Annotated in this window: 26 protein-coding genes and 1 tRNA gene; 1 reads left to right on the top strand and 26 read right to left on the bottom strand. The window is 38.8% G+C overall.

Features of this window, described 5'->3' with window-relative positions:
* Positions 1 to 9: 9 nt before the first annotated feature.
* From HYU07_02300 to HYU07_02205, 20 genes are all read right to left on the bottom strand, one after another.
* A complete protein-coding gene (locus HYU07_02300) occupies positions 10 to 159 on the bottom strand; it encodes a hypothetical protein (GenBank protein MBI2129046.1) in 150 nt (49 codons plus the stop codon).
* Positions 156 to 620, bottom strand: coding sequence for a hypothetical protein (locus HYU07_02295; protein ID MBI2129045.1), 465 nt, complete (start codon positions 618 to 620; stop codon positions 156 to 158). The genes HYU07_02300 and HYU07_02295 overlap by 4 nt, the downstream gene beginning before the upstream one ends.
* Positions 617 to 1,084 carry a hypothetical protein gene (locus HYU07_02290; GenBank protein ID MBI2129044.1) on the bottom strand — a complete coding sequence of 156 codons (468 nt, stop codon included), beginning with the start codon at positions 1,082 to 1,084 and terminating at the stop codon, positions 617 to 619. The genes HYU07_02295 and HYU07_02290 overlap by 4 nt, the downstream gene beginning before the upstream one ends.
* Before the next feature lie 108 nt (positions 1,085 to 1,192).
* Positions 1,193 to 1,531 (bottom strand): hypothetical protein, encoded by a 339-nt coding sequence (locus tag HYU07_02285; GenBank protein MBI2129043.1) that lies wholly within the window; start codon positions 1,529 to 1,531, stop codon positions 1,193 to 1,195.
* Positions 1,532 to 1,535: 4 nt separating this feature from the next.
* Positions 1,536 to 2,312, bottom strand: coding sequence for a hypothetical protein (locus HYU07_02280; protein ID MBI2129042.1), 777 nt, complete (start codon positions 2,310 to 2,312; stop codon positions 1,536 to 1,538).
* A 1-nt stretch (position 2,313) separates the two neighbouring features.
* Positions 2,314 to 3,213 carry a hypothetical protein gene (locus tag HYU07_02275; protein ID MBI2129041.1) on the bottom strand — a complete coding sequence of 300 codons (900 nt, stop codon included), beginning with the start codon at positions 3,211 to 3,213 and terminating at the stop codon, positions 2,314 to 2,316.
* The gene (gene purD / locus HYU07_02270) at positions 3,210 to 4,508 is read right to left on the bottom strand and encodes a phosphoribosylamine--glycine ligase (GenBank protein MBI2129040.1); all 1,299 of its coding nucleotides are present in this window, start codon (positions 4,506 to 4,508) and stop codon (positions 3,210 to 3,212) included. The genes HYU07_02275 and purD overlap by 4 nt, the downstream gene beginning before the upstream one ends.
* 10 nt (positions 4,509 to 4,518) lie before the next feature.
* Complete coding sequence (locus tag HYU07_02265; GenBank protein ID MBI2129039.1) at positions 4,519 to 5,580, bottom strand: phosphoribosylaminoimidazolesuccinocarboxamide synthase; 1,062 nt, start codon at positions 5,578 to 5,580, stop codon at positions 4,519 to 4,521.
* Positions 5,581 to 5,598: 18 nt separating this feature from the next.
* Complete coding sequence (gene purB / locus HYU07_02260) at positions 5,599 to 7,008, bottom strand: adenylosuccinate lyase (GenBank protein MBI2129038.1); 1,410 nt, start codon at positions 7,006 to 7,008, stop codon at positions 5,599 to 5,601.
* A 35-nt stretch (positions 7,009 to 7,043) separates the two neighbouring features.
* Entirely contained in the window at positions 7,044 to 7,784 is a 741-nt protein-coding gene (locus HYU07_02255) for a hypothetical protein (GenBank protein MBI2129037.1), read from the bottom strand.
* Between the two features lie 10 nt (positions 7,785 to 7,794).
* Positions 7,795 to 8,658: an AIR carboxylase family protein gene (locus HYU07_02250; GenBank protein MBI2129036.1), complete on the bottom strand. Its 864-nt coding sequence runs from the start codon at positions 8,656 to 8,658 to the stop codon at positions 7,795 to 7,797.
* Positions 8,659 to 8,682: 24 nt separating this feature from the next.
* A complete protein-coding gene (locus HYU07_02245; protein ID MBI2129035.1) occupies positions 8,683 to 9,954 on the bottom strand; it encodes a hypothetical protein in 1,272 nt (423 codons plus the stop codon).
* 5 nt (positions 9,955 to 9,959) lie between these two features.
* Positions 9,960 to 11,486, bottom strand: a complete 1,527-nt coding sequence (guaA, locus tag HYU07_02240) for a glutamine-hydrolyzing GMP synthase (GenBank protein MBI2129034.1) — start codon at positions 11,484 to 11,486, stop codon at positions 9,960 to 9,962.
* A gap of 48 nt (positions 11,487 to 11,534) precedes the next feature.
* The gene (tadA, locus tag HYU07_02235) at positions 11,535 to 12,947 is read right to left on the bottom strand and encodes a Flp pilus assembly complex ATPase component TadA (protein ID MBI2129033.1); all 1,413 of its coding nucleotides are present in this window, start codon (positions 12,945 to 12,947) and stop codon (positions 11,535 to 11,537) included.
* 9 nt (positions 12,948 to 12,956) lie between these two features.
* Entirely contained in the window at positions 12,957 to 13,775 is an 819-nt protein-coding gene (locus HYU07_02230; GenBank protein ID MBI2129032.1) for a phosphoribosylformylglycinamidine synthase subunit PurQ, read from the bottom strand.
* A 5-nt stretch (positions 13,776 to 13,780) separates the two neighbouring features.
* Positions 13,781 to 16,423 carry a hypothetical protein gene (locus HYU07_02225; protein ID MBI2129031.1) on the bottom strand — a complete coding sequence of 881 codons (2,643 nt, stop codon included), beginning with the start codon at positions 16,421 to 16,423 and terminating at the stop codon, positions 13,781 to 13,783.
* A 2-nt stretch (positions 16,424 to 16,425) separates the two neighbouring features.
* Entirely contained in the window at positions 16,426 to 17,016 is a 591-nt protein-coding gene (locus HYU07_02220) for a hypothetical protein (protein ID MBI2129030.1), read from the bottom strand.
* A 117-nt stretch (positions 17,017 to 17,133) separates the two neighbouring features.
* Positions 17,134 to 17,652, bottom strand: coding sequence for a hypothetical protein (locus HYU07_02215; GenBank protein MBI2129029.1), 519 nt, complete (start codon positions 17,650 to 17,652; stop codon positions 17,134 to 17,136).
* A 14-nt stretch (positions 17,653 to 17,666) separates the two neighbouring features.
* Positions 17,667 to 18,218: a HEPN domain-containing protein gene (locus HYU07_02210; GenBank protein ID MBI2129028.1), complete on the bottom strand. Its 552-nt coding sequence runs from the start codon at positions 18,216 to 18,218 to the stop codon at positions 17,667 to 17,669.
* Positions 18,193 to 18,741 carry a nucleotidyltransferase domain-containing protein gene (locus HYU07_02205; protein MBI2129027.1) on the bottom strand — a complete coding sequence of 183 codons (549 nt, stop codon included), beginning with the start codon at positions 18,739 to 18,741 and terminating at the stop codon, positions 18,193 to 18,195. The genes HYU07_02210 and HYU07_02205 overlap by 26 nt, the downstream gene beginning before the upstream one ends.
* Positions 18,742 to 18,935: 194 nt before the next feature.
* Here HYU07_02205 and HYU07_02200 point away from each other — a divergent pair, with 194 nt between their 5' ends.
* On the top strand, positions 18,936 to 19,085 hold the full coding sequence (locus HYU07_02200) for a hypothetical protein (protein ID MBI2129026.1): 150 nt from the start codon (positions 18,936 to 18,938) through the stop codon (positions 19,083 to 19,085).
* Positions 19,086 to 19,099: 14 nt separating this feature from the next.
* Here HYU07_02200 and HYU07_02195 read toward each other — a convergent pair whose 3' ends face one another.
* The 6 genes from HYU07_02195 to HYU07_02170 form a co-directional block, all read right to left on the bottom strand.
* Positions 19,100 to 20,593, bottom strand: coding sequence for an AMP phosphorylase (locus tag HYU07_02195; protein ID MBI2129025.1), 1,494 nt, complete (start codon positions 20,591 to 20,593; stop codon positions 19,100 to 19,102).
* Positions 20,590 to 21,600 (bottom strand): AI-2E family transporter, encoded by a 1,011-nt coding sequence (locus HYU07_02190; protein MBI2129024.1) that lies wholly within the window; start codon positions 21,598 to 21,600, stop codon positions 20,590 to 20,592. Before HYU07_02190 ends, HYU07_02195 begins: the two co-directional genes overlap by 4 nt.
* A gap of 10 nt (positions 21,601 to 21,610) precedes the next feature.
* A tRNA-Val gene (locus tag HYU07_02185) sits at positions 21,611 to 21,766 on the bottom strand.
* A 95-nt stretch (positions 21,767 to 21,861) separates the two neighbouring features.
* Positions 21,862 to 22,104, bottom strand: a complete 243-nt coding sequence (locus HYU07_02180; GenBank protein ID MBI2129023.1) for a hypothetical protein — start codon at positions 22,102 to 22,104, stop codon at positions 21,862 to 21,864.
* Between the two features lie 282 nt (positions 22,105 to 22,386).
* Entirely contained in the window at positions 22,387 to 23,757 is a 1,371-nt protein-coding gene (gene thrC, locus HYU07_02175; GenBank protein ID MBI2129022.1) for a threonine synthase, read from the bottom strand.
* A 13-nt stretch (positions 23,758 to 23,770) separates the two neighbouring features.
* Positions 23,771 to 24,502: a PGF-pre-PGF domain-containing protein gene (locus HYU07_02170; protein MBI2129021.1), complete on the bottom strand. Its 732-nt coding sequence runs from the start codon at positions 24,500 to 24,502 to the stop codon at positions 23,771 to 23,773.
* Positions 24,503 to 24,704: the final 202 nt, after the last annotated feature.

The raw sequence follows: 24,704 nt of genomic DNA, 5'->3' as shown, positions 1-24,704 counted from the left end.
TGGCCTAACTTATTTTTCAGGATTAAGCCCTTCGCACATTGTAATTAGATTCCCGCAGTGATCGCATTCATAATTGGTATAGCGTGAATTGCCGCTGTCCATTACGCCTTTTCTGACCATTTTTCCGACTTTGCATTTTATGCACAGTATGTTGTTCATTTTTCATCAACTAGTGTTTTAGCCTCTTCTAATGCTTTTGCATCAATAGATTGGTAAGCCGAGTTTACAACATTTTTTATCCTGGCTTCTGCTTGGCCAAATGTGCCATCTAATCTGATGTTAAAGTATTCAGTGCATGCTGCACTTAATAATCTGGCTGCATCTTTTTTTCTTTCGAATGTGCTTTTCGAACAAGCTTTATTATCGCAATATAAAACTCCACTTCCATTTACATGCCTAGCTTTTAAATTGTATTTCTTTGCAATAACATTAACTAACGCCTGCTCTAGCCTTTCTGTTTCTTCCTTTTGATTATGCATCGGCAAGCTTGCACTTAATAAATAAGGCTTGCCAACATTAAATTGCACATTTATGCCTTGTGTAACTTCCAACACCACCTTGCCTTCAATAGAAGACTCGATAAGGTATTTTAAAAATTCATCCAATATCCAATGGTTCATTTGAATTCCTCATCTATTTTTTTAACATACTCTTTTACCCTTGTTAATATCGAGCTTAATAAAAAGCTTTCTATTTTCTCGTTGAATACATCAAATATCATGGAATGCTCTGTAATCCTGTACATATTGCCTGTTTTTTCTATCAGGAACAGATCCCTCAATCTTTTCAGCTGCCTTCTTATGTTTGATCCTGCTACGCCGAGCATTGCAAGCTTATGGCTTTTTCTTAATTCCTTAACCTGCTCTTCAACATCAACACTGCTTAATTCCTTCTTGTTTTTCTTTGCTTCCAGCAGGACATAAAGAATATCAACAACAACATCCCTGGAATCACCTGGCTGCAGCAAACCAAGGCTCAGGCACAGTTTTTTGACAAGATCCCTTTTTTCAAGATTCTGCGGCTTTTCATATCTCCTTAAAGTTATCTCAGCCAATGGCGTGTCTTTTGAGACTTTTTGATCCATAATAATTTTATGAAACAGGTTGTTTATATAGGTTTTGATTATGATTTCTTAAAACTTTAGTCACCTGTTAAGCAACCAGAGATAAAAATTAAAGTGAAGATCGTTTTTTTATTCATAAGCCTTAAATCCTATTCTTAATTCAGCAGGCGTATCCCCTGTACTAAAATTTGTTATTGTTATTGCATATTTTTCGTCAAATGAACAATAGAATACATCTATCCACTTTCTATGGTTTTTTCCCATGAGCAATAGCACATGATCTTTTAGGTATAGCTCTTGTATAGGCTCCGATATTTCTGTACGACAATCAGAAACAATAGTGTCTTTACCACGATATATTGCTCTTAATTGGTTGATGTTTCTTTCCACCCAACCATAATATTTTCTTCCTGATGTTCTCCATTTATCAATCTCTTTTTTTACTTTCTCATCAAGTGGCTCTTTCATTTTGCTAACCTCCATTTAACTTAACCCTAAACCCCTCATACACCGTTGCTTTTCCATCAACATAAACAGTCCGCCATTCATTGAAATGGGTTTTTTCAGTTCCTAATGCGATCCTTCCCTCAGCTATCATTTTTAAAGCATTTGTCAGGGCAGGCCAGTCACTAACTTTTTTCTGTACATCCTGGTGCATTTTTGCGTATTCCCTCAATCCGAATTTTTCTTTTAAATTATTCACAACATCAACTTTAGAACCCTGCGCCAGAATCTCGCCATGGTCTTCACTTTCATCAACCATTATCACCGAAGATTTAGTTGCTATTTCTCCTGCATTTATCGCATCATAAACCGCATCATCGCCAATGTACTTTCTATATTTTTTAGATCCATCTCCTGTTAAAATAGAAAGATCTGCAGGGTGCACATTGATTATTTTGTCTTTGAAAGCGCCTAGCAATGGCTCTTTAATCAGCCTCATATAGCCTCCAAGAACTATGAGGTCAATTGTAAAGCCATTTTCTTTTTCACAATTTTTTAATAAAGTCAATATTTTGTAATTATAATCTGCGCTTTTTTCACCTTCTTCTTTTTTAAGAAACCTCTTCTCAACATCAGCCAGCTCCTCAAGCGCCAATAGCCCGGCATCCTCTTTATCAGAAAATATCAACTTCGGCTTTATCACTTTAGCGCATTCCCTCAGATTGGTGCCAGATCCTGAGCCAAAGCCGACCCAGTTGAAATCTTCGTATTTGCCTGAATAGATTGGAGTTGTTTTTTCTGTCATTTTATACACCCTGCTGCCCGAATAGCATGCTCTTAGCCTCATTAATTGTTTCTAATGTTTCAGGATCTTTTTTCAGGCTATAAGATTTATCAAGATTTGCAATGGAATCTTCAAGAAGAATTCTCTTTTGTAAAAAGTCAAATGCATCTTCTGCAAAACTCATCAGGGCTTCGCCTAAAAAATAATAATAGTCGGCATCTTCCTCAAGAGATGCAGCATGTTGAAAGTTTTTAATTGCTTCTTCATGTCTTAGCCGCTTTTCTGGACCAAGTAATGCATCTGTTGAAGAATATTGGGCCAACCCAAGCCAATAAAAGCATTCAGGATCTTTATTTTTGGAACGCTTCAGGGCTGTTTCAAGATTCTTTATTGATTCATCATGCAGTTTTTGGTCTGTTAACAAATCTCCTAGTTGTAATTGCGCTTTTCCAAGCCAAAGATAATCATATCGATTTCCCCTTCTTTTAAGCTGCATTGACTTTTCAAAATTTTCTGCTGCCTGCCCGTATAGCTGTATTTTTTCCCGGTCATCCAATTGACATTCTTCAGCTAAGCTATATTGGGCTTCTCCAAGAAAGTAGAAGTTTAAATGGTGTTTTTTCTTGTCAGTTTTTGTTGATAATTCTAGATTTTTAATGGCTCGTCTGTAAAGTAAAACACTCTTTTCATCCTCATTCTCATCGCCCAATTTTAATTGCGCTACTCCTAAATAATATAAATCGTCAGAAGTTCCTCTGTGAATAGCAATGAACTCAAAGAGTGAAACAAGGTTGCTGCAATAATCAACAGGAGCCATAACAAAATTATTGCCCGCTTTATTCATAATTATTTCAATCCCATCTGGAATTTTTTCTAGCATATCTACAGCCACCTTGGAAAGGCGATCTACTATTGTTTTCATTTTCTGTTCAAAGCCTTTGCTCCGATATCTGTCCTATGATATTCCTTCTCCCATCTGATCTTTTCAACACCTGAATATGCGATTTTAATTGAATCCTCAATGTTTTTTCCAACCCCGGTTACTCCCAACACTCTGCCGCCATTTGTCAATATTTTACCGCCTTCTTTTTTTGTTCCTGCATGGAAAACATAAACATTTTCGATATTTGCAGCATCTTCCAGGCCAAAAATTTCCTTGCCCTCTTCATATTTTCCTGGATAGCCGCCAGAAACCATTACAACGCAGCATGCTGCTCCTTTCTTGTTTCTTATTTGATGGGTGCCTAATGTGCCTTTAACGCATGACTTAAGCAGCAGGTACAAGTCATTTTCCAGCAAAGACAGAACAGGCTGCGCTTCAGGGTCGCCAAATCTTGCATTGAACTCGACAACTCTTGGCTCCTTGTCTTTGATCATCAAGCCAACGTACAAGCAGCCGGTGAACGGGTTATTTTCCTCCTTCATGCCGTTTATTGTCGGCAACAGTATTCTTTCATGAACTTTTGCCATTATCTCGTCTGTGGCAATTGGAGCAGGCGCATAAGCCCCCATGCCGCCTGTATTAGGTCCTTCATCTCCATCATAAATCTGCTTGTGGTCCTGAGATGAAGCCAAAACCCTTATTTCATTTCCATCTGTTAAAGCAAGTATGCTTGCTTCCTGGCCTTCCATGAATTCCTCTATCACAACTTCGTCGCCAGAATCTTTGAACTCTTTTTTAATCATAATCCTTTCAATTGAATTATCTGCTTCCTCTAATGTCTTGCATACAATGCTGCCTTTTCCAGAAGCAAGGCCTGATGCCTTGATAACAATAGGCATTTCCTGGCTGCGAAGATAAGCTTTGGCTGCATCGGAGTCATATAGTATCTTAAAGCCGGCAGTAGGTATGCTGTGCCTAAACATAAAGTCCTTTGCAAAAGCTTTGCTTCCTTCCAATCTAGCGGCAGACTTTGTCGGTCCAAAAATAAAATGTTCTTCATCAATCAGTCCATTGTCCTTGTAATAATCAACAATGCCATTGACCAAGTGAACTTCCGGGCCTACAACAGTCAGGTCAATTTTCTTCTCTCTGACTAAATTATCGATTCCGCCAAAATCAGATCCGTTTATTGTTATTGGCACATTTGTTGCATTAAGCGCAGTCCCGCCATTGCCTGGAGCGCAATATAAATTTTGAACATAATCGCTCTTCCTTAATTTCCAAACTAAAGCATGCTCTCTTCCGCCTGATCCGATAACGAGTACGTTTGCCATTTTTTACCCCCTATTTTAAATAACCTTCTTCTGCTAATGCTTCCAATATGATCTTTCTCCTGGGTGTTGTTGTTATCTCAGGCAACGTCCCTGTTATTGCTTCCCTTATATTGCAGTACTTCACTATCCCCTCTGCCATAACATCATCAGGCATCCAATATTTTGCAAGCTTTTTTTCATCTTTATGCAAGCCAAGGCTTTCTACATGATCTCTGTAATGCTGCTTATCAGCCTGTACAATAGTGAATTCATTTTTTTCTTGGTTGAACTTGTACTCGTCTTTCTCCCAAAATCTTGAAGAATCTGGAGTTACATGCTCATCTATCAATCCGATATCCCCTCCAGGCAGGTATCCAAATTCCCATTTTGTATCTGCTGGCAAATATCTTTTGGTTTCCAGATAAGAGTGTATGAAATCAAACAGCGCAAACCCTATCTCCATTATGCGATTAAGGTCTTCCGGCCTTCTCAAGCCAAATGCTTCATAATTCCTTTTTATAATCTCGGCTGTAAGTTTAGGGTCATTTGCTTCTGGATTTAAGCCATTAAACTCAGGAATTAGAAAATCTTTAACCTGGCCTTTTGCTGTTGGCGTGAATATTACCTCATCCAATTTCTCATTCTTTCTGTAGCCTGGCCTTAAGTTTACACCGCAAAACTCCATCCCTTTTTCAGGACCATTCGCTTCTTGATAAGCTTTCCAGCCGCTTCCTGTCAGATATTTTCTGAAAACCATTTCCACCAATATTGGCTTTGCTTTTAGCACACGCCACGTGTTAGGCGCAATGTTCTCAATAAAATGATTTCGGATAATGTGCTTTGTTTTTTCAAAAAAATATGATGAGATTGCATCAAGGTTTTCGCCCTTTGCGTATACCTGCCTTTCATGCACCACATCATGAGTTGAGAGATTGTCGCTGGATATCATAAGCAATTGATTAACTGCAACATCATAGACAGTTCTTACCTTTCCCATTTTGGGAGGGGTTCTGACATCAATTTCAGGATAGATTTCCCTCTTCAAAGTGTTGCTCATAATATCTCGCGTTATTAGTTTTTTATCAATCGGCATTTTTCTCCCTCCTGAATTTTATTTCTTTGGTTGACCTATATGTGATAAAATACTTCTCGAATCTTTTATCGCCAATTCTGTCAGCTCAACTGCCAAGCCAATGTAGTTCTCTGGCTTTAATGCGCGAAGCCTTTGTTTTGCTTCTTGCGAAACGCCAATATCATCTATAAACAAAGCAATGTCGTTCGTGCTCACTTCCTTGCCTCTCGTCAATTCTTTTAGTTTTTCATACGCTTCTGGCACATTCTCTTTCCTGAGAATTGTTTGTATTGGCTCTGCCAGTATTTCAATATGGCCTTGCAATTCTTTCAGCATCAACTCCTTATTTGCGTATATCTTTCCAAGCCCCTTAAAAGCGCTATCTGAAGCCAAAAGGCAGTATGCAACAGCAGAGCCTATGTTCCTAGTAATTGTTGAATCGCTCAAGTCGCGCTGCAGCCTTGAAACTTGCAGCTTTGATGCAAATGCGCTCAAAAGGCCATTGGCTGCGATAATGTTTCCTTCGCTGTTCTCAAAGTCAATTGGGTTTATCTTATGCGGCATTGTAGAGCTGCCGATTTCACCCTCTTTTGGCTTTTGCAGCAGATAATCATCGCTTATGTATCTCCATACATCTTGGTCTAGGCCAAGAATGATATTGTTGATTCTGATCATATTGTGGAATATCCCGACAAGAGCATCATGCGGCTCTATCTGAGTAGTTATTAAATTTGGGGAAAGACCTAGGGATTCCAAGAATTTTTTGCTAAATTGAATCCAGTCTATGTTAGGAAAAGCTGCTTGAAGCGCATTATAATTGCCAACTGCGCCATTTAATTTTCCAGAATACCTTGCATTAACTAAGTTTTCTAATTCATAAGCAAGCCTTCTGCCGAAAACAGAAAATTCTTTTCCAAGGGTTGTTGGAGAAGCGGGCTGCCCGTGTGTTCTTCCAAGCATGGGCATTTGTTTATATTCTTCAGCCAAGCTCAGAATCTTTTCCTCAAGCTTTACAAGCGATGGCCTATAAACTTTATTTATTCCGTCCCTTAGCATCATGTAAGCTGCATTGTCATTTATGTCGTATGATGTCAACCCAAAGTGCAGCATTCCAGCCACATCATTCAAAGAAGTCCCTTTCAATTTTTTCCTCATGAAATATTCAACAGCCTTAACATCATGGTTTGTAACTTTTTCTTCTTCTTTTATCTGCTTTGCATCTTCTAAGCTGAAATTATCTGGCAGATTTCCCAATAGCTCTTCTTCAGACAAATTAAGCCTTCTTATGACTTTAAAATCAGAAAGTGCGCATAAATATTTAGACTCTATTTTCACCCTGTATTTCATAAGAGCTGCTTCTGAAAAATAATATGTTAAATCTTTAGTTTTGCTATGATATCTGCCATCTATCGGGCTGACTGCAGTTAATGGATTTAGTTCATCTGGCATTTCGTTCACCTTTATTTTTCCTTCTTGCATTTTAGTCACATTTCAATACCATACTCTTTTGCTATTTTCATAATGTCATCGCCGCTGCCTGTTTTTTCAAAAAAATATTTCGAAATTGCATTTTCATAGTCAGATGTCTGGTTAAAAGCCTTCTCGGCAAGTATTAATCTTTGTGTAAATAAAGTGCAGCCATTATTATTTCCAACAGTTTTCAATACGTTATCATAATCCCTGGAATCGCAGACAACAGCGCAGCCTGGAAAGTTCTTTGCAGCTGCTCTAATCATTGTTGGCCCTCCAATATCAATATTCCCCCTTGCAGATTCAAAATTATAAGGTTTGCCTGTTTGCTTATTAATTTCGCCTGCTTCTATCTTTTTGATCATTTCCTTAAACGGATAAAGATTAACAACAACCATATCAATATAGACGGCTCCATTTAAATCTTCATTCAAGTATCTCTGATGCTCCGGGTTATTTCTTTCGCCTAAAATGCCAGCATGAATCTTAGGATGCAGTGTTTTAACTAGCCCGCCCTTCATCTCTGGAAAGCCCGTATAATCTGCAACCTCCTTGAGGCTATATGTTGCACTTCTCCCTAATATTTCTTTGATTTTTGTATATGTTCCTCCGGTGGATATGAATTCTACATGCGGATTTATTTTTAATAATCCTGGAATCAGCTCTTCCAAGCCATTTTTATCGTATACGCTAATAAGCACATTTTGAACGGGTATTAAATCATCTACTTTGCCTTTTAGATCTCTTATTGACATTTCATTCACCTCATAATTTAGTTATTTCTCCATTAATGACAAGCAATCCTCTATGTTTGTTCAAATCATCCATTTTTGCTTGTTTCTTTTCCTTTATTATTTTTAAAGCATAACAATGCTGAGTTAGTTGCGCAACGATTTGAACTGCATTTATGTATGATGCTGCGCTTACAATTCCTGTTGTTTCTATTTCTTTTTCACCTAAGCGTTCTTTATACTCCGAAGCATTGGAATTGTTTTGATGTCTTACGCCTATTTGCACACCGCTTCCCTTTCTCAAAATATTGTCTACATAATGCAAATAACCGCGCATATCGCCAAAGACAGTTATAACTATATCGTCCTTGTCAATTTTATCAGATATTTTATAATCTATTTTTAAGTCGCAAAGACATTTTTTTAGTTCATCCATCTGGATTTTGTTAATGCCATCATTGTCTAAAACAACAACGTCATTGTTAAATCGCCCATTTAGAAATCTGTGCCCTATGTTTAAAGCAGCATAACTGTTATCAAGGCCAACTGTTAAAACTGCATTCAAAGGAGGCTTCTCAGCTGTCGATAAAAATGAGCTTTCCCCGTCTGTAACTTTATCTTTTATTGGAACGCCAATGACAAGGTCATTTAATGCTGCATAGCGCCTTACAACTCCTGTGAGCACGTTGCTCATTCCTGCTCCGCTTATATAAACCTTTTTCCCTTTCTGTGAACTAAGCGCGCTCATAATAGTTTCAACTTTAACAGGCGTATTATCGGCAGAAGCATAATGAACTACAACTTCTAATTCCGGGATATTTTTTGTTGCTCTTACAACACCAGGTAAAACTTTTTCTTCATCGCTTATTGAGCCGAATATAACATTTAACCTCGCCATTATTTTTTTCCTCCTTGACTTCAATCACATATAACCTTCAAAAACAACAGGCTTTTTTCCTGGCAGGATGAGTGCTGTTTTTAAATTGCCAGAGCCGGAAGCCACATAACCTATTATCTTGCCTTTGATCCCTTCTTGCTTAGCTAATTCAATTGCTTTATCAGCATCATTCCCATTTATGATGCACGCAAACCCCATTCCCATATTCAGTTTTCGGTATAGTTTTTTTGTATCATACCTTGCTTTTTCTGGAATCTTTCCTTCTTTGAATTGCCTTTCCACTTCTTCTTCAAATAATTTGAATATTGGCTGCGGCGTGATTGGATTATCAATAACATATTTCACATTTTTGCCAGCCCTATTAAAATTAGCCAGTCCGTTTCCTGTTATATTGACGCCAATGACATAGGGGAATTCTTTTGCAATCCTCGCCATTGCCCTTGAATAGATTATAGTCGGCTCCAGCAGCACTTCTAAAAAAGTTTTTCCATCATAGCCAGGGACTTTATCGTCAAGGTTAAATCTTCCAGTATACTCTTTTTTGTACTTGTATCTTTTTTCAAAACTTCCATTCAATGACCTCAATCTTGCTGCAGTATAGCCATTTGACTGAAGGCCGGATGACTCAAATCCAACAATAATTTGCTTCGGCCTTATAGAAAACCTGAATCCATCTTCTTCTGTGAATCCTTTCTCGAAAACATCCTTTCTGCTAATAAACCCGAAACCTGAAAAAACCAGCTCAAAGCCATGAGTTTCATCAACTGTTGTTATTGTTTCGTCTAAGGATGCTGTTTCACATTTTCCGAGATTTATTTTAGGCACCCCAAGAATGTCAGAAACATCTGCTAGTTTCATTGCTTTTATAAGCCCAAGCTCAACATCTCCTGAAACCTCTTTTTCTTCATAAGCAGCCTGGCATGCTGTAAATTTGGTCAGCTGGTCAAAAAATGCGCTTCCCCATGGCGCAGCGTCATTAGCATTCATCGCAATAGCATCAATTGCGACTGTATCAAATTTTCCCGCAATTGACGCTGTTCTTTGTTTTTGCAGAAGATCTGATAATTCAGGATACTGCACAGATGCATGAGCCAGCATTAATTTGCTGCCTACACTGTCACAGGTTGAGAAAGAAAAGTACTTCTCATAAACATGACTCTGATATAGGTCTGCAAAAAACCCTTTTATAATCTGCCTCGAAGACAAATTTGCTTTTGACTTCTTAATTGCCCTTTTAGCAGCATCTACAGACTTTCCTTCTCTCTCTTCATAATCTTCGCCCAATTTTTGTGTCATTTTTATCACTCCAATTCTATTGTAGCAGGCGGCTTTTGGCCTAAATAATAAGCGACATTATTGATGCCTTTGACTTCATTAATGATCCTGTTGGTTATTGCTTGCAGATCGTTCCAGTCAAAATGATAAATATCCGCAGTCATGTAATCCTTTGTTACTACAGCCCGCAGCCCAATATTGGCCTGATAAGTGCCGGCATCTCCCATAACCCCGACTGATTTAGTATCTGTTAAAACAGCAAATGCCTGGCTGATTTTGTAATAAAGGTCTCTTTTCTTCAGCTCTTCAATAAAGATAGCATCAGCTCTTCTCACTATCGACAATTTTCCAGGCGTAATTTCTCCTATAATGCGCACAGCCAATCCCGGGCCTGGGAAAGGCTGCCGCCACACAATTTCTTTTGGCATTTTAAGCTTATCTTCTGCTATCTTTCTTACCTCGTCTTTAAATAAGCGATTGAATGGCTCAACAACCTTCAAACCCATTTTTTCTGGCAGTCCTCCGACATTATGGTGCCTTTTTATTTTTGAAGAAGACCCATATATAGGAACGCTTTCTATAACATCTGGATAGAGGGTGCCCTGCAAGAGATAAGTCACTCCTGAAATCTTTCCTGCTTCTTCCTCAAAAACAGCTATGAATTCATTGCCTATTATTTTTCTTTTTTCATCCGGGTCAACAACGCCTTTTAATTTTGAAAGAAATCTCTCGCCGGCATCAACATACGTTATATTTAACTCAAATGGCTCAAGGCTTCTTCTTACTTCCTCAGCTTCATTCAGCCTTAACAATCCATTATCCACGAATATTGGATGATAGTCCCTTCCAGCAATTTTGCTTAATAAAACAGATGCTGCTGAGGAATCAACGCCTCCGCTTATACCGCCGACTCCGATTTTCCCTTTTACCTTCTCTTCCAGATATGCAACAATTCTGTCATATTCTTTTTCAGGGTCCCATGTTCTTTGCGCATTGCATATGTCTATGAAATTATTCAATATCTTTCTTCCATGCTGCGTGTGGTCAACTTCTGGATGAAACTGAACAGCATAAATTCCCTTCTCACAATTCTGCATTGCTGCAATATGGTTGTTTTGCGACAATGCGACAGTCTCAATTCCAGGCGGTAGAACTTCCACAATATCGCCATGGCTCATCCACACATCAATTTCTTTATCAGCTATCTCTCTGAAAAGAGGGCTTTCTTTCACAATCCTTACTCTTGTCCTGCCGTATTCCCTTTTTTCTGTTGATGCAACCCTGCCTTCTAAAAGATGAGCAATTGATTGCTGGCCATAGCATATGCCCAGAATCGGGATATTTGCATTAAGAATTTCTTTTTGGCAAAGAGGAGATCCTTTGTCATAAACGCTGAACTGCCCGCCTGAAATAATGATGCCTTCCAGATCACCAGTCAATATATTCTCTTTAGGAGCGTGATAAGGCACAATCTCTGTATAAACTCCAAGCTCGCGGATTCTTCTCGCAATGTTCTGCGTCAATTGGCTTCCGCAGTCGATTATTTTGATCATCTTATTTGGATTTTTTATCTTCAATAATTTTTCCTCTCATTTTCATGTTTAAATTTTTAAAAGTTCTTCAATAGTCGTTAAACCCTTAAACATTTCTTCTTTGCCAAGCTCTTGCAAAGAAGGGGCTATTCTTTCAACCGACCTACCTTCTTTAAGCTCTGTTTTAATCATACCCATTTCTTTGTCTTCAGGTCCTATGACCTGAGAGATGGGAATTCTGCCTAGATATCCTCCATGTCTGCATTCATCACAACCTTCTCCATAATGAGCTGTCAAGTCTTTAGCCAGCTTAAGTTCTTTAAGAAGCTCTTCATGTGGCTTGTACTCTTCTTTGCATTTATCGCAAATTTTTCTTACAAGTGTTTGGCCTATAACTCCTTGCAAAGAATCAGCAAGCAAACTTGAATTTACTCCCAGGCTTAACAAGTAGTTGATTCCAGTTATTGCGTCATTTGAAGGGACGGAAGCAAGAACTAATGCCCCGCTGGATGCGTAATAAATGGCTTCTTTTGCAGTTTTACTGTCTTCTATATTATCTAACAATACAACATTTGGATTAAGATTTCTGATAGCTTTTAGTGTATCAGCATAATTTAGATTTGTGGGTCTGACCAAAAATTGATGCACACTTTCCGGAGCATAACATCTTCCAATTGCTACACTTACCTTATCATAATTATTTGCATAACTCAATAGGTGATAAAGTGTTGTTGTTCTGCCACTGTTAGGAGCGCCAGCCACCAGTACAAGCCCTTTTTCTTTTTTGAGCATCCCTTCCCTTATTTTTTCAACGCTTTTCAATGGAAATAAATCTTCTAAATTGCTGAATTCATTTACACGAAAAATTTTTAAGCGATATTGAAGGCCGTATTTTGATGCAACCTTCATTAAGTTAAAGTTAATCCCCCTTGATGTTACTGACGCGAGATCACCATCATTAAATTCACGAAGCTTAGTAATAATTTCAGATTCTGGTTCAAACAAGCCTAATCCGACCATATGTTTTAAAGTTTTCACTATCTTCTCCCACCCTGTTAATTGTTTCTTTGTTATTTTCAGAATACCAAACTCTGCCTCTAAATCCAGTGCAATATCCTTGTAAAGCCGTCTTGGTGGCGCAGGCGTCTCGTAAGGCACACCATCTATTACATATCTGACTTTCAGCCTATTCCCAAATAATTCAAAATATAAATCGGTTGCTCTGCCTCTAATTGCCTCTGATACAATCAAATACAATAGTTTACGAGTAGTGCGATCTGTATCTTGCGGCATATGAATATTTTCAAAGCCTATTGCATCTTTGTCAATGCTGGCAATGTCAGGCTCTTCCATTTCTTCCGCTTTATTAGAGGAAAATTCACCAAGAGCATCTTCAATCAGTTCATCCAACTTGTCTTTTATTGGATCTGGTTTTCTAACAATTTCCCGCGCAGATATGCTCTCCTCAGCATCTTTTGGCATTTTTTCACCTCATTTAACATACTCGTAAGCATTTCTGAACAAAATTAAGCCCGAAGGCTCTTTTCTGGCCCCATCTCTTGTCCACAAAGGATCTGACAGCGGATTAGTTGTTTCTGGATGAGGCATCATCCCGAGCACATTGCCTTTATAGTTGCATATGCCTGCAATATGGTCAACAGAGCCTGTTGGATCTGCTCTTAGATTGCTTTCTCTTTTCCCCAGCATCTGCCCTTTAGGCTTAACATATGCAAATACAACTTGGTCATTATTCCAAAGTTTTTTCAAAACAGCAAGATCATTGCGATAATATCCTTTTGTGACCAGCTTTCCTTCACCATTATCCATGTGCATGAGAAGCACTTCTTCAATCCCTTTTGTCCAAATGCATTTTCCTCTGTTGACATTGTTAAGGCTCACGGGATAATCCATAAATCTTCCAGCATCCGTATCATAAAGCGCCAAATCAACCTCTCCAAATGGTTTTTTTGAAGTTGAAATAAGCCCAGCCACTGTCAAGTCTTGAAAACCATTGCATACCCCCAATAAAAGCCTTCCTTCTTCTACAAACCGCTCCATTTCAGATTTCACATTGGGGTGCAGGAAATATTTTCCAGCCAGTGAACCCGCAAAGTTATAATCCCCGAAGCCGAATCCCCCAATATCAAATATCAAAGAGTATTCGAGAACACTTTTCTTTTTTAAGAGCAGGTCATTCATGAAGACGTACTCTACTTCAAAGCCAACATGCTTCAATGACCATTCACTTTCCCTATACCTGTTTTTTCCAGGCAACCACAATATCGCGGCTTTTGGTTTTTTTGTCTTCATTTTATTCATGGAAGCTCTGCGAAATTGTAAGCAGATTTCCATGCTTTTCCTATTTTATCCAGTGTTGTCGAAACAGCAAGCGTTGAGTCAGGGCAGACAACTTTGAAATCTTGGGTAGAGTCTATGCGGCCTATTAAAGCATAAGGGGTATTCGTTCTGTCCATTATATTCTCAAATTCTTTACGCCTGCGTGCATCTACTTCAAATAATGCTCTTGTAAGAGTTTCTGAGAATAAAATCTCGTGGTTTTCTAGTGCTGAAAAAGATTTATCACAAAGCGTTATTTGCATTCCATGTCTTCCACCATAAGCCATTGATGCCAGGGCAGTCGCAAGGCCACCGGCTGCAACTGCTTTTGAAGAGCGGATAATGCTTTCTCTTGGATCTGCATTCACACAATTTTGCATGATATGATATATGTCATGATACGTTATTTTTGCAAATTGCTCATCCACTTTAGGAACTTTATTGCCAATATATCCGTCAACATGGTATTCGGGTTTCCCTCCTGAAAACTCTTCTTTTCCTTTTCTTTTGAAGTTCTGTATTGCGTAAAATAGAGAGCCGCCCAGTTCTGCTTTAGTGGGCGAACCAGCAAGATAAATCAGATTTCCGGGATTTTTTGCAAATGATGTTAATGTTTTTCTTACATCATCTATAATTGACAATGCTGAAAAATGAAGTATCGCGGGTATATAGTACTTTTCTCCTCCTTCCATATGGTTATTATTAGAGCTGTCTTTGCCTACTATGCCTGGCGCCTCAAATAAAACAACCATGTCGGCAAATGTCTGATAACCGACAGCCATTTTTCCTAATTCCTCATCATCCCTTTTTATGTTTGCAAATGACCAATTGTCTCCTGTCCCCATATAATAAGGATTTCCTCCAGCAAGTATATTTTTCATAATGCCTTCATCAAACATTGACTTAACCATATCCCTGACGCTCTTTATTCCCCTTCTCGAGTTAATTGCTATAGAAAGAACTTCGCCGTTATAGTAATCCATAAATAGCTGAGTCACAGCAGCATCATTTGGCGCATCATAATGAGGGCCTGAGAATGGGCCGTGGACAGTTGCATTGCCGACATGATGGTCGAATTTCCTGGCCATGACCATCTCATTGCTGGCTATTGTTGGATTTGCAAGTATGTTAAGAAGGTCTTCTGTATATTTCTTCTTTCTTTTTATTATGGGCTCGGGCAAAATCAACTCTTTGTAAATAGCTGTTCTTTCAACCTTAGGTTTTCCGTTTCTTAGGAAATTAACACTTGCATCAAAAACAATGGTCTTTCCGTTATTCTTCGTTAATCTGATTCTGCCATCTCCTGTGCAAGTTCCTAAAACAGCTGCAGGGACGCCAAAATGCCTCATTGTTTCCACTAATGTTTTTGCGTGCTGTGGCCGAACAGTTGCAGTCTGCCTTTCCTGTGATTCTGACAAAATCAATTCAAGATCTGTTAAGCCTTTTTCTTTTGTCCATATCCTATCCAGATAAAGAACTCCGCCATTGCTCATTTCAAACAATTCAAAGCAACTTGCATTATAGCCGCCACCGCCAGTATCTCTTTGCCGGGTTATTATGCTCATTGGAAAAATAAATCTGTTAAGAATGTAAGCCCATGCCTGCTGAACAATAGGATTTCCGATTTGAACTGCGCCGCTCAGCCTTTCTGCCTGTTTTTTCTCGATTTCTGTTTGCGCTCCTTTGCCAATAAAGTGGCCCCCCATTGAAGCCATTGCGGCGCCCTCTAAGCCATCTCTTCCTGTTGCGCCCCCCCATGCAACGAGTTTATCTCCCGGCATAATCCTTTGTGCCTTAAGATATTCGTCAATATCCACTACGCCAAAAGCACCAGAGAAACACAAAGGATTAGTGGCAAATATTCTATTGGCTTCTATTTTTGAGATTACTGTAGGAACTCCGAATTTATTTCCATAACTCTCATTGCCCCGTATGCCTTCAAGAAGATATTGAATCGGGGGATGAACTCCTTTTGGAACTTTCTTGGTATCTAAGCTAGGAGGCGCAAGGCATAAAACATAAGTTGCTCCTCTTACATCGCCAAGAACTGCCAAGATGTCTCTCAAGTCTCCGCCTAATGCTGTTTCTGTGCCGCCTATTGGGTAGATCTTGAATGGAAAGTTATGTGTTTCACATTTGTACGCAAGGCCAAGCTTGACAAATTTTTTATGGTCGAAACCAACTTTGCTGCCTTCAAAAATACCAATATACATTATGCCTGCATCATCCTTGAACATTGATGCGACAAAATCTTTATTTAAAAATTCAGAAGCATGGAAGATTGTTTCCTTGATGAGGTTTTCATATTGCGTTACGGTTGGTTCAATGCCATTGCCAAGAGAATAATCGAGAAGTTTTATTCTTCCTTTGCTTGTTCCATGCGCCGAATGCTCGCACCACTGCTGATCAGCCATCTTAAGAAACATTTGCGTAAAATCAGAATTTATTTCGATGCCTTTATTTTTCCAGTAGGGAAGTTCTTTTTTCATTTCTTTCTGAACAACTGCAGCCTCGCCTGGAAGAAAAGCCAATCTGTGATGGGCAACAAAACTATCAAGCTCTTCACGTTTTAAATTCAAAAATTTTCCCCATTCAAATTTTACTGATTCGTCTATTGCCATTTTTATTTTCTGTAAATCAATTTCTGGTGCCTTTTGCTAATAGGGCTTTGCATAGCGTTCATATCATCCATGTCAATAGGAAAATAAATGACTTTATGGCATTTTGAGTCAATCGGGCTTTGATTTGCAATTACTTCAAGATCTCTTTTGTTTAATTTTCCTCTAAATGTATACTGGCTTGCTGTTCTTAAAGAGCTGAAATCTATTCCTAAAACATCTTTTACTGCTCGCTGGACAAATTCGCCCTCTACATCACTAACAAAGGGCTGTGTCTTAAAGCCAAAACGCAAAACCCAGTCTCCAGTATATTTTTTATTAAAAATTTTTTCTGCAAAAGGATCAAAACCAACATACACGATATAAGAATGAACAACGGGGTTAATCAAAATTTCTTCCGCTATCTTGCGGTAATCGATGCCATTATTTGATTGTGTTTCTATTAGCCACAATTTAGAAATATTTAGTTCATCAATTTGAAGCCCAAAATTTCTGACAAGATAGTCTTTTTGCCCGATGCCCTTTCTATCAGGCACTTTGTCTTCCTTGCTGTTCCCAACAGCGATAACTGAAATAGTTTTAGCTTTTTCTATCATTCCATCCCCTCTTGAAACAATTAGATAAAGTTAAGTAACATCTTTATAAACATTTCTATTCTAGAATAGTAACATCTGAAGATATGGCCGTAATTCAGGTATAAAAATAATCTGAAATCACTTTCTCAGCTTAGGCACATCTAGCAATTCATCAGCCTTTAATAAAGCCAGCCCTGCCTTGTTGCCGCATATCTCGACTTTTATTATCTTCTGCGGCTTTTCAAGATCAACATTCTTCCTGTCAACAACCTCTGTAAGCTTAAGTATAAGGTCTGTCACGCCTTCCTTGTCATAGTGCCTTTTATTCAATTCCATCTTCCACTTGTCATTCAGCTTTATATCCTTGACAAAGCCCTTTATGCCTTTCTGCATGTCCTTTACAGTTGCCTTAACCCATTTGTCTATCGGCGTATAGTGAAATGTCTGCTCGAATTTTGAAATGTCTTTTTTCGCCTTATTTAACAGCGAGCTTACAATCTTCTTGGGATTTGAAACCCGAAGCATAAACAACCCATCAATGCCTGATTTCAGAAATTTAGGCTTAACTTTCAGCTCTTTCAGCAACGCCTCTATCTCAGCTTTTGTGCTTCCTGCATGGGCAGGATCATATGTAACAATAAGATTTGCATCAGCCATATTTATCACCCCTCTTATCCCAATATGTTTGATTTAGTATTTATAGTTTTTGTTTTAGGCCTCTCCGCTTCTTTTCCCTTCTCCTTATCTTTTTCAATAAAGAGCCCAATTGCCTTTTCATGGTGCTCTTTTACCTTCTCTTCATTTAGATTAGCCATAAGATTGCCCATCTCTGTAATGAATTCTTCAGCAACCTTTATGGAATTAGATGCTTCTTCCTGATTAACTGCAAAATCAACATAGTACTGCTTGTCTACCCTCTCGGATTTTGCCTTTGACATTTTGGCATTGTCAATTCCAAATACTTTTTTGAGAAGTATTATTGAGGCAGCATGATTTTCGCATTTTATGCCTATCCTAAACAATGCAGCAAGAAGGCAATGGTACATGGAATAATATGCCAATGCAACTGCATCTTTAAGATTGCCTATCTTCAATAGCGCTTTTGCTGAAGATAAAGATTCGTTTGATCTCAGAATATAAGCTTCTTTAAGTTCATCACTGGGCTCAACTTCCTGCAGTTTTTCCTGTTTATGCAGCTTAATCAAAAAATTTATTTTTTTCATAGTACAGCTCAGTGCCCTTTATTATTGCATGGTTTTTTTCTATTTCCTTAATAAGCAGGCTGTCCTTATTATAGCTGCCTATTTTTACGCTTATTTTTGAATCTATCTGCTCGACTTCTTCTTTTAGCTTGGCATCTTTAGTGTCTATGTAGATATCAATGTCGCTGTCCTTAGCTGCAATGCCTTTTGCATATGAGCCGAATAGAATTGACAAGCTTATTTTTTGATTTTTCCTGATCAGCTCTATGATCCTCCTTAAATGAGGGTACTTCTTTAATATCTTTAATAGCTTATGCGATTCAACAAGATAGGCATATTGTTTTGCCTCCAGCGTTTTTTTCAGAAAGAATGCCTTATTTCTTCCTTCTTGCTTAAAATCAACAATGTTTTCTCTGTACAATTCATGGACTTTTCTTGCAATGGTGGTTTGATTAGTTTTTAACAGCCTGGCAAGCCCCCTGATGTGATTGCCGCTCTTGAAAAGCGATTCAATGATTCTAATATTGTAATTATTTTGTGACATATGTAACAATAATATTACATTACTATATAAATGTTTCGCTTTAAGGGACTGCCTTTTTCCATATATCCTCAAAGAATTCCCTGTAATAATCATAGTTCTTCCTTGAGCTTATCACAAACGCTGTTGGTTTTTCTCCCCAAACAACAGTCATTACACTATTCCCGTAAATAAAAACTCCGGTTGGAAGGGTTTGTTTGGTGTATCTTACTTTCATTCCTGAAAAAACACTTGATGCAACATACTGCTATCATGAAGACGACAGGCAGTTATGTTTTGAAAAACTGGACAGGCTGGAAAAGCTGTGCTTCGACGTGCCATATAAAACAGACTGCATAAAGAAATAAACAAATCCAGATAATTATCCGACAACAATGCCGTCAAACTCTTCAATAGCTGAAACAGCATAATCCAGCTTTCTCTGGCTTTCTGCGTATATTGTAAACAGCGATTCATCTTTGTTAACCTTATCGCCTACATGCTTGTACAGATAAACACCGGCCCCCTTGTTCTGCGGAGCGCCTGCAATCCTTGCGATCTTTGATATCGAATGATTGTCAACATGCCTTACAATGCCTTGTTTTGGCGAAAGCGCATTATAGGCAAACTCGCCAATTTTTATATCCTGCGGCATAATCTCTTTTCCTCCCTGCGCTTTTATTATTTCAATGAATTTTTTATATGCTCTCCCGTCATTTAAAATACCGGCTGCCTTTTTCAGGCCCTCTCCCTTCTTTGCTTTATACCCCATCTCAAGCATCAAGCCTGCCATCATCAATGCTTTTCTCCTTAAATCCTGAGGCCCTCTGGGATCATTCCTTAAAATCCATAAAACATCGCGGGCTTCAAGGCTGGGCCCAATTCCATTTCCTATCGGCTGCGTTCCGTCTGTTAAAATAACCTTGACAATCATTCCAAGAGCTTTTGCCAATTCCTCAAATCCTTTTTTTAATTGCGATGCTGCTTTTTTATCCAGAATTTTTGAGCCCTTGCCATAAGGGATGTCAATCAAAACATGCGTGGCAGAAACAGATGCCTTTTTTGCCATAACACTAGCAAGCAGCTGCGATTTTGCATCTATTGCAAGCGGCTTTTCAACTTTTATGATCTTATCATCTGCAGGAGCAAGGTTTAATGCTCCGCCCCACACTAAGCAGCCATTTGTTTTTTCAACAATCTTTTTCATTTTTGGAAGAGGAATATTGACATTTGTGAGCACTTCAACTGTGTCAGCTGTTCCCGCAGGGCTTGTTATGCTCCTTGAAGATGTTTTCGGAATTGTTAAGCCGGCAGCCGCAATTATCGGAACTATTATCATTGTTGTTCGGTTGCCCGCAACACCTCCAGAGCAGTGCTTGTCCATTACAGGATAGCGGCGCAGCTTTAGCTTATCGCCAATGTCAGACATTGCCTTTGTCAGCAAAGCCGTCTCTTTCATCGTCATTCTGTTTGAATAGCAGGCAGAAACAAAATAAGTCAGCTCTATTGCATCAAGCTTGTTGTGCACAATGTCCCACACAATCTGGTCAATTTCTTTTTTATCTAAAGTCCCGCCGTCAAGCTTCTTCTTTATAAAATCAATGGACAGGGGCTTTCTTGCAGGAATTACCTCAATAGGTTCATTATCTTTTAAGCCCAGAGAATCAATGACTTCTTCGAAAACTCCAATATGGCCTTCTGGGACAGCCTTTTCGCTTTCTGCAATATCAAGCACAACCGTTTCAATCTTCTCGCTCTTTTTTATTTTAATCCTGTCCAATGCGTGCAGGTCCATCTTTGCAGCATCTTTTTGGTTAAGTATTGCAACTAAAACATCTCCTGTTGCAATATCCATGTCTTTGGCAATCAATTTCATTTTTTGATAGACTCCCTGTAGAATTCAATTATGTTTACAAACAAGGTCATTATAGCCGGGCCTATTAGCACGCCTATAAAGCCGAACAAAACCAGGCCGCCTAAAACTCCGATAAGCACAAAAACAGGATGAAGCTTTGATCTGTCCCCTATAATCTTCGGCTTTATCACGTTATCAATAGTTGAGATCAGCAGCGCGCCATAAATTAAAAGCCCGATTCCAAGAAGAATATCTGCATTGTTGCCCGCATAGTATCCATTGCTTATCTTAATCAATGCAGCAGGCAGCCAAACAACCCATGCCCCCACAAAAGGTATCATTGCTGCAAGCGTCAGTATAAGAGCCCAAAACAAAGGATGATCAACTCCGAATATATAAAACCCAGCCAGCCCTATTATGCCCTGGATTATTGAAACAATTATTGTGCAGAATACAACAGCGTACAGCATGCTTCCAATTCCTTTTTCAAGAATCTGTTTTTGCTTTTCTTTCAGCGGAAGGATTTCTTTTATCCTTTTCAGCAGCTGCTCGCCGTCAATCAAAAGGAAGAATATTGTGAAGAGCGCAACAAACATGGATATCAGCTTTTTCGGAATGCTCAGGAAAAACCCCGAAGCCTGGTCTGATATGAAAGAAGCGGAGTCTTTTAAGAGCTGCATTATGTAATTATTGGCATTTTCATTCATGAAAATTCTCAAGCCCTCTGCTGCAAAGCCGCCTTTAGCTGCGCCGTATACAGAATATGCCTGTTTGTAAAGCGCGCCTATGAGCAAAGACGCTGCTGCTATTAAGATAAGCAGTATAAGGATAATGGCCAGCGATGCTGATAAATACTTCCTTTTTGTTTTTGCCAGAAGCCACCTGTAAACCGGATGAAAAATATAAGCAACAACTGCAGCAGCAAGCAATGCGTCTATAAATGGCCTTGCAATTAAAAAAGCAAAAACGAAAATTACAATGGCCAAAACAATGAAAAAAATATTTTTGTATTGCTTGATTTGAACCACCTCTTTTTAATGGGCCCAGCCGGACTTGAACCGGCGACATTCACCAGTTTGAACGTTTTACGCTCGTCAAGGCAGCGTCAACGCCTTCGGCTTTCGTTCTGAGCCTTGACTCACTTCGCTACGCTCGTTCGTCAAGGTGACATCATAGCCACTAGATCATGAGCCCTCAATAAGATATTAAAAAGAATTCATTTATATAGCTTTTGCTTCTTTAGTAAACGCCATTCTAATAAAGCACATTAGCAGATTAGTTTATTTCTATCACTGTTTTCTACAACAAGATGCAGATAGATGCAAATATTGAAATGGGCCTTGAACTTCAACCACCACTTCATCTTTGTTGATGTTGAATTTGTCATAGCCAAGCTTCCTTATTCTTTCACCAAGATTATCCCTGCTGATCAATGGCTGTGTTGCGCAATTATAGCAAGGTAGTCTGGGCATATAGCTGCCTTCAGGCAGTTCGCTTATCTTTGTTTCTTTTCCTTCATATAAGACTTTCATTATAACGCCCCCATTTATATTAAACAAAAAGCCTCCGACGAGAGTTGCACTCGCGACCTCCACCTTTTAGGTTAGCATAATACCAAGGTTTTGCGGGTATAAAGAAAACTTCATACCTGGCGCAATAGCTACTATGCTACGGAGGCATAATGATCAGATTTTATTTATTCTTTATAAAGATTACTGAGTTTTAGTAAGCGACAAAAATAAGTAATAGAATAAATCGCTTACTAAAGTTTGCCAGACATAACAATTTTATAAGTTATTTATGTCTGGCATTATTTATGATTTTAAAAGCATCTCCTTAAATTCTTCGTAGTCGTTAGAAATAATTTCAAAATTCTCTCCTCTGCCATCCAGCTCAGAAAGGCTTTTAGGAGCCTTTGGCTCTATCCCGAGCAAAGCCTTTATCTCCTTAGGGAACTTGGCAGGGTCGGCTGTTTCCAGGCTGACAGCCAGCTCATCCTTGCTTATTTTGGCTTTTTCCAAAGCGGCAAATCCAACAGCCCCATGCGGCTCCAGCAATATTTTGTATTTTTTATAAACTTCTTTTATTGCTTTATTCGCCTCTTCATCTGTAATGGAAAATGAAATAAAATCCTTTCTTAATTTTTCCATATCAGGCTTTTTATTTAAAATGCCTTTTCTAACAACCTCCCCTTTTTCATTTCTTTCATCAAAAAGCCAGCCGCCGTATAAGTCAATCAATCTGGCTAAATTGCTTGGATGCCCCACATTCATGGCATTAGAGCTGCATTTCCTAGAAGGAACAACTGGCTCATAATTTCCAGTTTTTAAAAAATTAGCGAATTCGTCATTTTCATTTGTAGCTGCAATAAATCTCTCTATTGGCAAGCCCATTTCTCTGGCGAAAACACCGCCCATTAAATTGCCAAAGTTGCCGGATGGGACTGAAAATATTATTTTTTCCCCTTCTTTCGCCAGTCTGGCATAAGCGTAAAAATAATACACTGACTGCGGCAATAATCTCCCTATATTAATGGAGTTAGCAGATGTTAAATCTAATTCGTTTAGCTCTTTATCATTAAACGCCCTCTTGACAATGGCCTGGCAATCGTCAAATACGCCTTTAACAGCAATAGCTTTTACATTCCTGCCCAAAGTAGTCATCTGCTTTCTTTGCCTTCCCGTAACTTCTTTTTCAGGGAATAAAATCACTACATTGATGTTTTGCAATCCATAAAAGGCATCTGCCACTGCCCCGCCTGTATCGCCTGATGTTGCGACTAAGACTGTTAATTGCTTATTTTCTTTTCCAGCAAAATACTGCATAAGCCTTGTCATCATTCTGGCTGCAAAATCCTTGAAAGAAGCTGTTGGCCCCCTGTCCAGCCTCATGACATGAATTTTATCCCTGACTTTTTCCAGCGGTATGCCAAAATTATAGGCTTCTTTTGTTATTCTCCTTAATTCTTCATCGCTGATCTCTTCTTTAAGAAACTCTTTTGTAACAATAAAAGCTATTTCATCATAGCTCATCTTTTTCATAGAAGCAATAACTTCTTTGCTTAACTTAGGCGCGTAAACAGGCATATAAAGCCCGTAATCCGGGGCTTGGCCAGTTAATAACGCAGTTTTAAAATCAACTAATTCTGAGTTTTTGTTTGTGCTTCTGAACAGGATTTGCTGCATTTTTAAGTATAACCTACTTTCTTCCAAAAATAGCATAAATCATACCTAATAATTTTTGAATTGGTGTTTTATTTTCTTGGGTTTTATATTCAACAACCATAGCAGTTTCATTTGCAACCGAACTGCCTGAACTGTAATTGATGCTTTGCAGTATTGCAGTTGAATTGGGTTTTTGCATTGTCATTTGTTCCACAGGCCTTTTTGCAAAAATCGAAAAATAGCTTAAATAATCAAAGCCAGGAGATTTCGCCTCATAATAGATATACTCTATGCTCTCCGCTATTTTGCTTGTTGGCAGCTCAACCCAGCTATAGCTGTATGTGTACCTTGTTAAAATAACATCAGAGTCTTTAATTCCATTTTCAGAAAGCCATGATTTTTTTACCCTGAATTCGATTATCAGAAAATCCACTGTTGCGTCGCGTATTTTTGAATTTATAACCCTGATGTGCTGATAGGCTCCTCCAGGAGCTCCCAAGCCCTCAGGAGGGCCATCTAGTTTTTCAACCTTCAGGCTTATGTTGGCGAATTCCTCTGAAAGTTGCAGGTGAAGATTAGTGAAGGCGAGCTTTTCAGTGGTGACTGACAATGTCACGTCTGTTATTCCCAAAATAGAGAACATAAAAATCTGGTAGTTGTCTTTTGATATTCTGGGGGTTATTGTTATGGCTGAAGCTATTGATAAATTAAGCAAGATCATGCAGAGCATTATTAAAACCAATCTGCTTCTTTTCATCTTTGCCACTCTTGTTCAGATCCCCCTTTTATTAAGAAAATACAGTCCAATATAAAAATGTAATGCGGAGGAAGGGATTCGAACCCTCGGACCCATTCCTTGCCAAGGCAATTCTGCTGCCAAAGCTCTAAGGGACAGGATGTCCTAGCTGGTCTTAAGTATCGCACCGCATCTGAGTCCTGCGCGTTTGACCAGGCTTCGCTCTGGAGCA

Source organism: Candidatus Woesearchaeota archaeon (assembly GCA_016180285.1).
In the GTDB taxonomy this organism is placed as follows: domain Archaea; phylum Nanobdellota; class Nanobdellia; order Woesearchaeales; family JACPBO01; genus JACPBO01.
This window is presented reverse-complemented; position numbering and strand designations above follow the sequence as displayed.

Bases quoted from the DNA above. Each gene is read 5' to 3' on its own strand.
- HYU07_02300 (MBI2129046.1), bottom strand. From the start codon at position 159: ATGAACAACATACTGTGCATAAAATGCAAAGTCGGAAAAATGGTCAGA.
- HYU07_02295 (MBI2129045.1), bottom strand. From the start codon at position 620: ATGAACCATTGGATATTGGATGAATTTTTAAAATACCTTATCGAGTCT.
- HYU07_02290 (MBI2129044.1), bottom strand. From the start codon at position 1,084: ATGGATCAAAAAGTCTCAAAAGACACGCCATTGGCTGAGATAACTTTA.
- HYU07_02285 (MBI2129043.1), bottom strand. From the start codon at position 1,531: ATGAAAGAGCCACTTGATGAGAAAGTAAAAAAAGAGATTGATAAATGG.
- HYU07_02280 (MBI2129042.1), bottom strand. From the start codon at position 2,312: ATGACAGAAAAAACAACTCCAATCTATTCAGGCAAATACGAAGATTTC.
- HYU07_02275 (MBI2129041.1), bottom strand. From the start codon at position 3,213: ATGAAAACAATAGTAGATCGCCTTTCCAAGGTGGCTGTAGATATGCTA.
- purD (MBI2129040.1), bottom strand. From the start codon at position 4,508: ATGGCAAACGTACTCGTTATCGGATCAGGCGGAAGAGAGCATGCTTTA.
- HYU07_02265 (MBI2129039.1), bottom strand. From the start codon at position 5,580: ATGCCGATTGATAAAAAACTAATAACGCGAGATATTATGAGCAACACT.
- purB (MBI2129038.1), bottom strand. From the start codon at position 7,008: ATGCCAGATGAACTAAATCCATTAACTGCAGTCAGCCCGATAGATGGC.
- HYU07_02255 (MBI2129037.1), bottom strand. From the start codon at position 7,784: ATGTCAATAAGAGATCTAAAAGGCAAAGTAGATGATTTAATACCCGTT.
- HYU07_02250 (MBI2129036.1), bottom strand. From the start codon at position 8,658: ATGGCGAGGTTAAATGTTATATTCGGCTCAATAAGCGATGAAGAAAAA.
- HYU07_02245 (MBI2129035.1), bottom strand. From the start codon at position 9,954: ATGACACAAAAATTGGGCGAAGATTATGAAGAGAGAGAAGGAAAGTCT.
- guaA (MBI2129034.1), bottom strand. From the start codon at position 11,486: ATGATCAAAATAATCGACTGCGGAAGCCAATTGACGCAGAACATTGCG.
- tadA (MBI2129033.1), bottom strand. From the start codon at position 12,947: ATGCCAAAAGATGCTGAGGAGAGCATATCTGCGCGGGAAATTGTTAGA.
- HYU07_02230 (MBI2129032.1), bottom strand. From the start codon at position 13,775: ATGAAGACAAAAAAACCAAAAGCCGCGATATTGTGGTTGCCTGGAAAA.
- HYU07_02225 (MBI2129031.1), bottom strand. From the start codon at position 16,423: ATGGCAATAGACGAATCAGTAAAATTTGAATGGGGAAAATTTTTGAAT.
- HYU07_02220 (MBI2129030.1), bottom strand. From the start codon at position 17,016: ATGATAGAAAAAGCTAAAACTATTTCAGTTATCGCTGTTGGGAACAGC.
- HYU07_02215 (MBI2129029.1), bottom strand. From the start codon at position 17,652: ATGGCTGATGCAAATCTTATTGTTACATATGATCCTGCCCATGCAGGA.
- HYU07_02210 (MBI2129028.1), bottom strand. From the start codon at position 18,218: ATGAAAAAAATAAATTTTTTGATTAAGCTGCATAAACAGGAAAAACTG.
- HYU07_02205 (MBI2129027.1), bottom strand. From the start codon at position 18,741: ATGTCACAAAATAATTACAATATTAGAATCATTGAATCGCTTTTCAAG.
- HYU07_02195 (MBI2129025.1), bottom strand. From the start codon at position 20,593: ATGAAATTGATTGCCAAAGACATGGATATTGCAACAGGAGATGTTTTA.
- HYU07_02180 (MBI2129023.1), bottom strand. From the start codon at position 22,104: ATGAAAGTCTTATATGAAGGAAAAGAAACAAAGATAAGCGAACTGCCT.
- thrC (MBI2129022.1), bottom strand. From the start codon at position 23,757: ATGCAGCAAATCCTGTTCAGAAGCACAAACAAAAACTCAGAATTAGTT.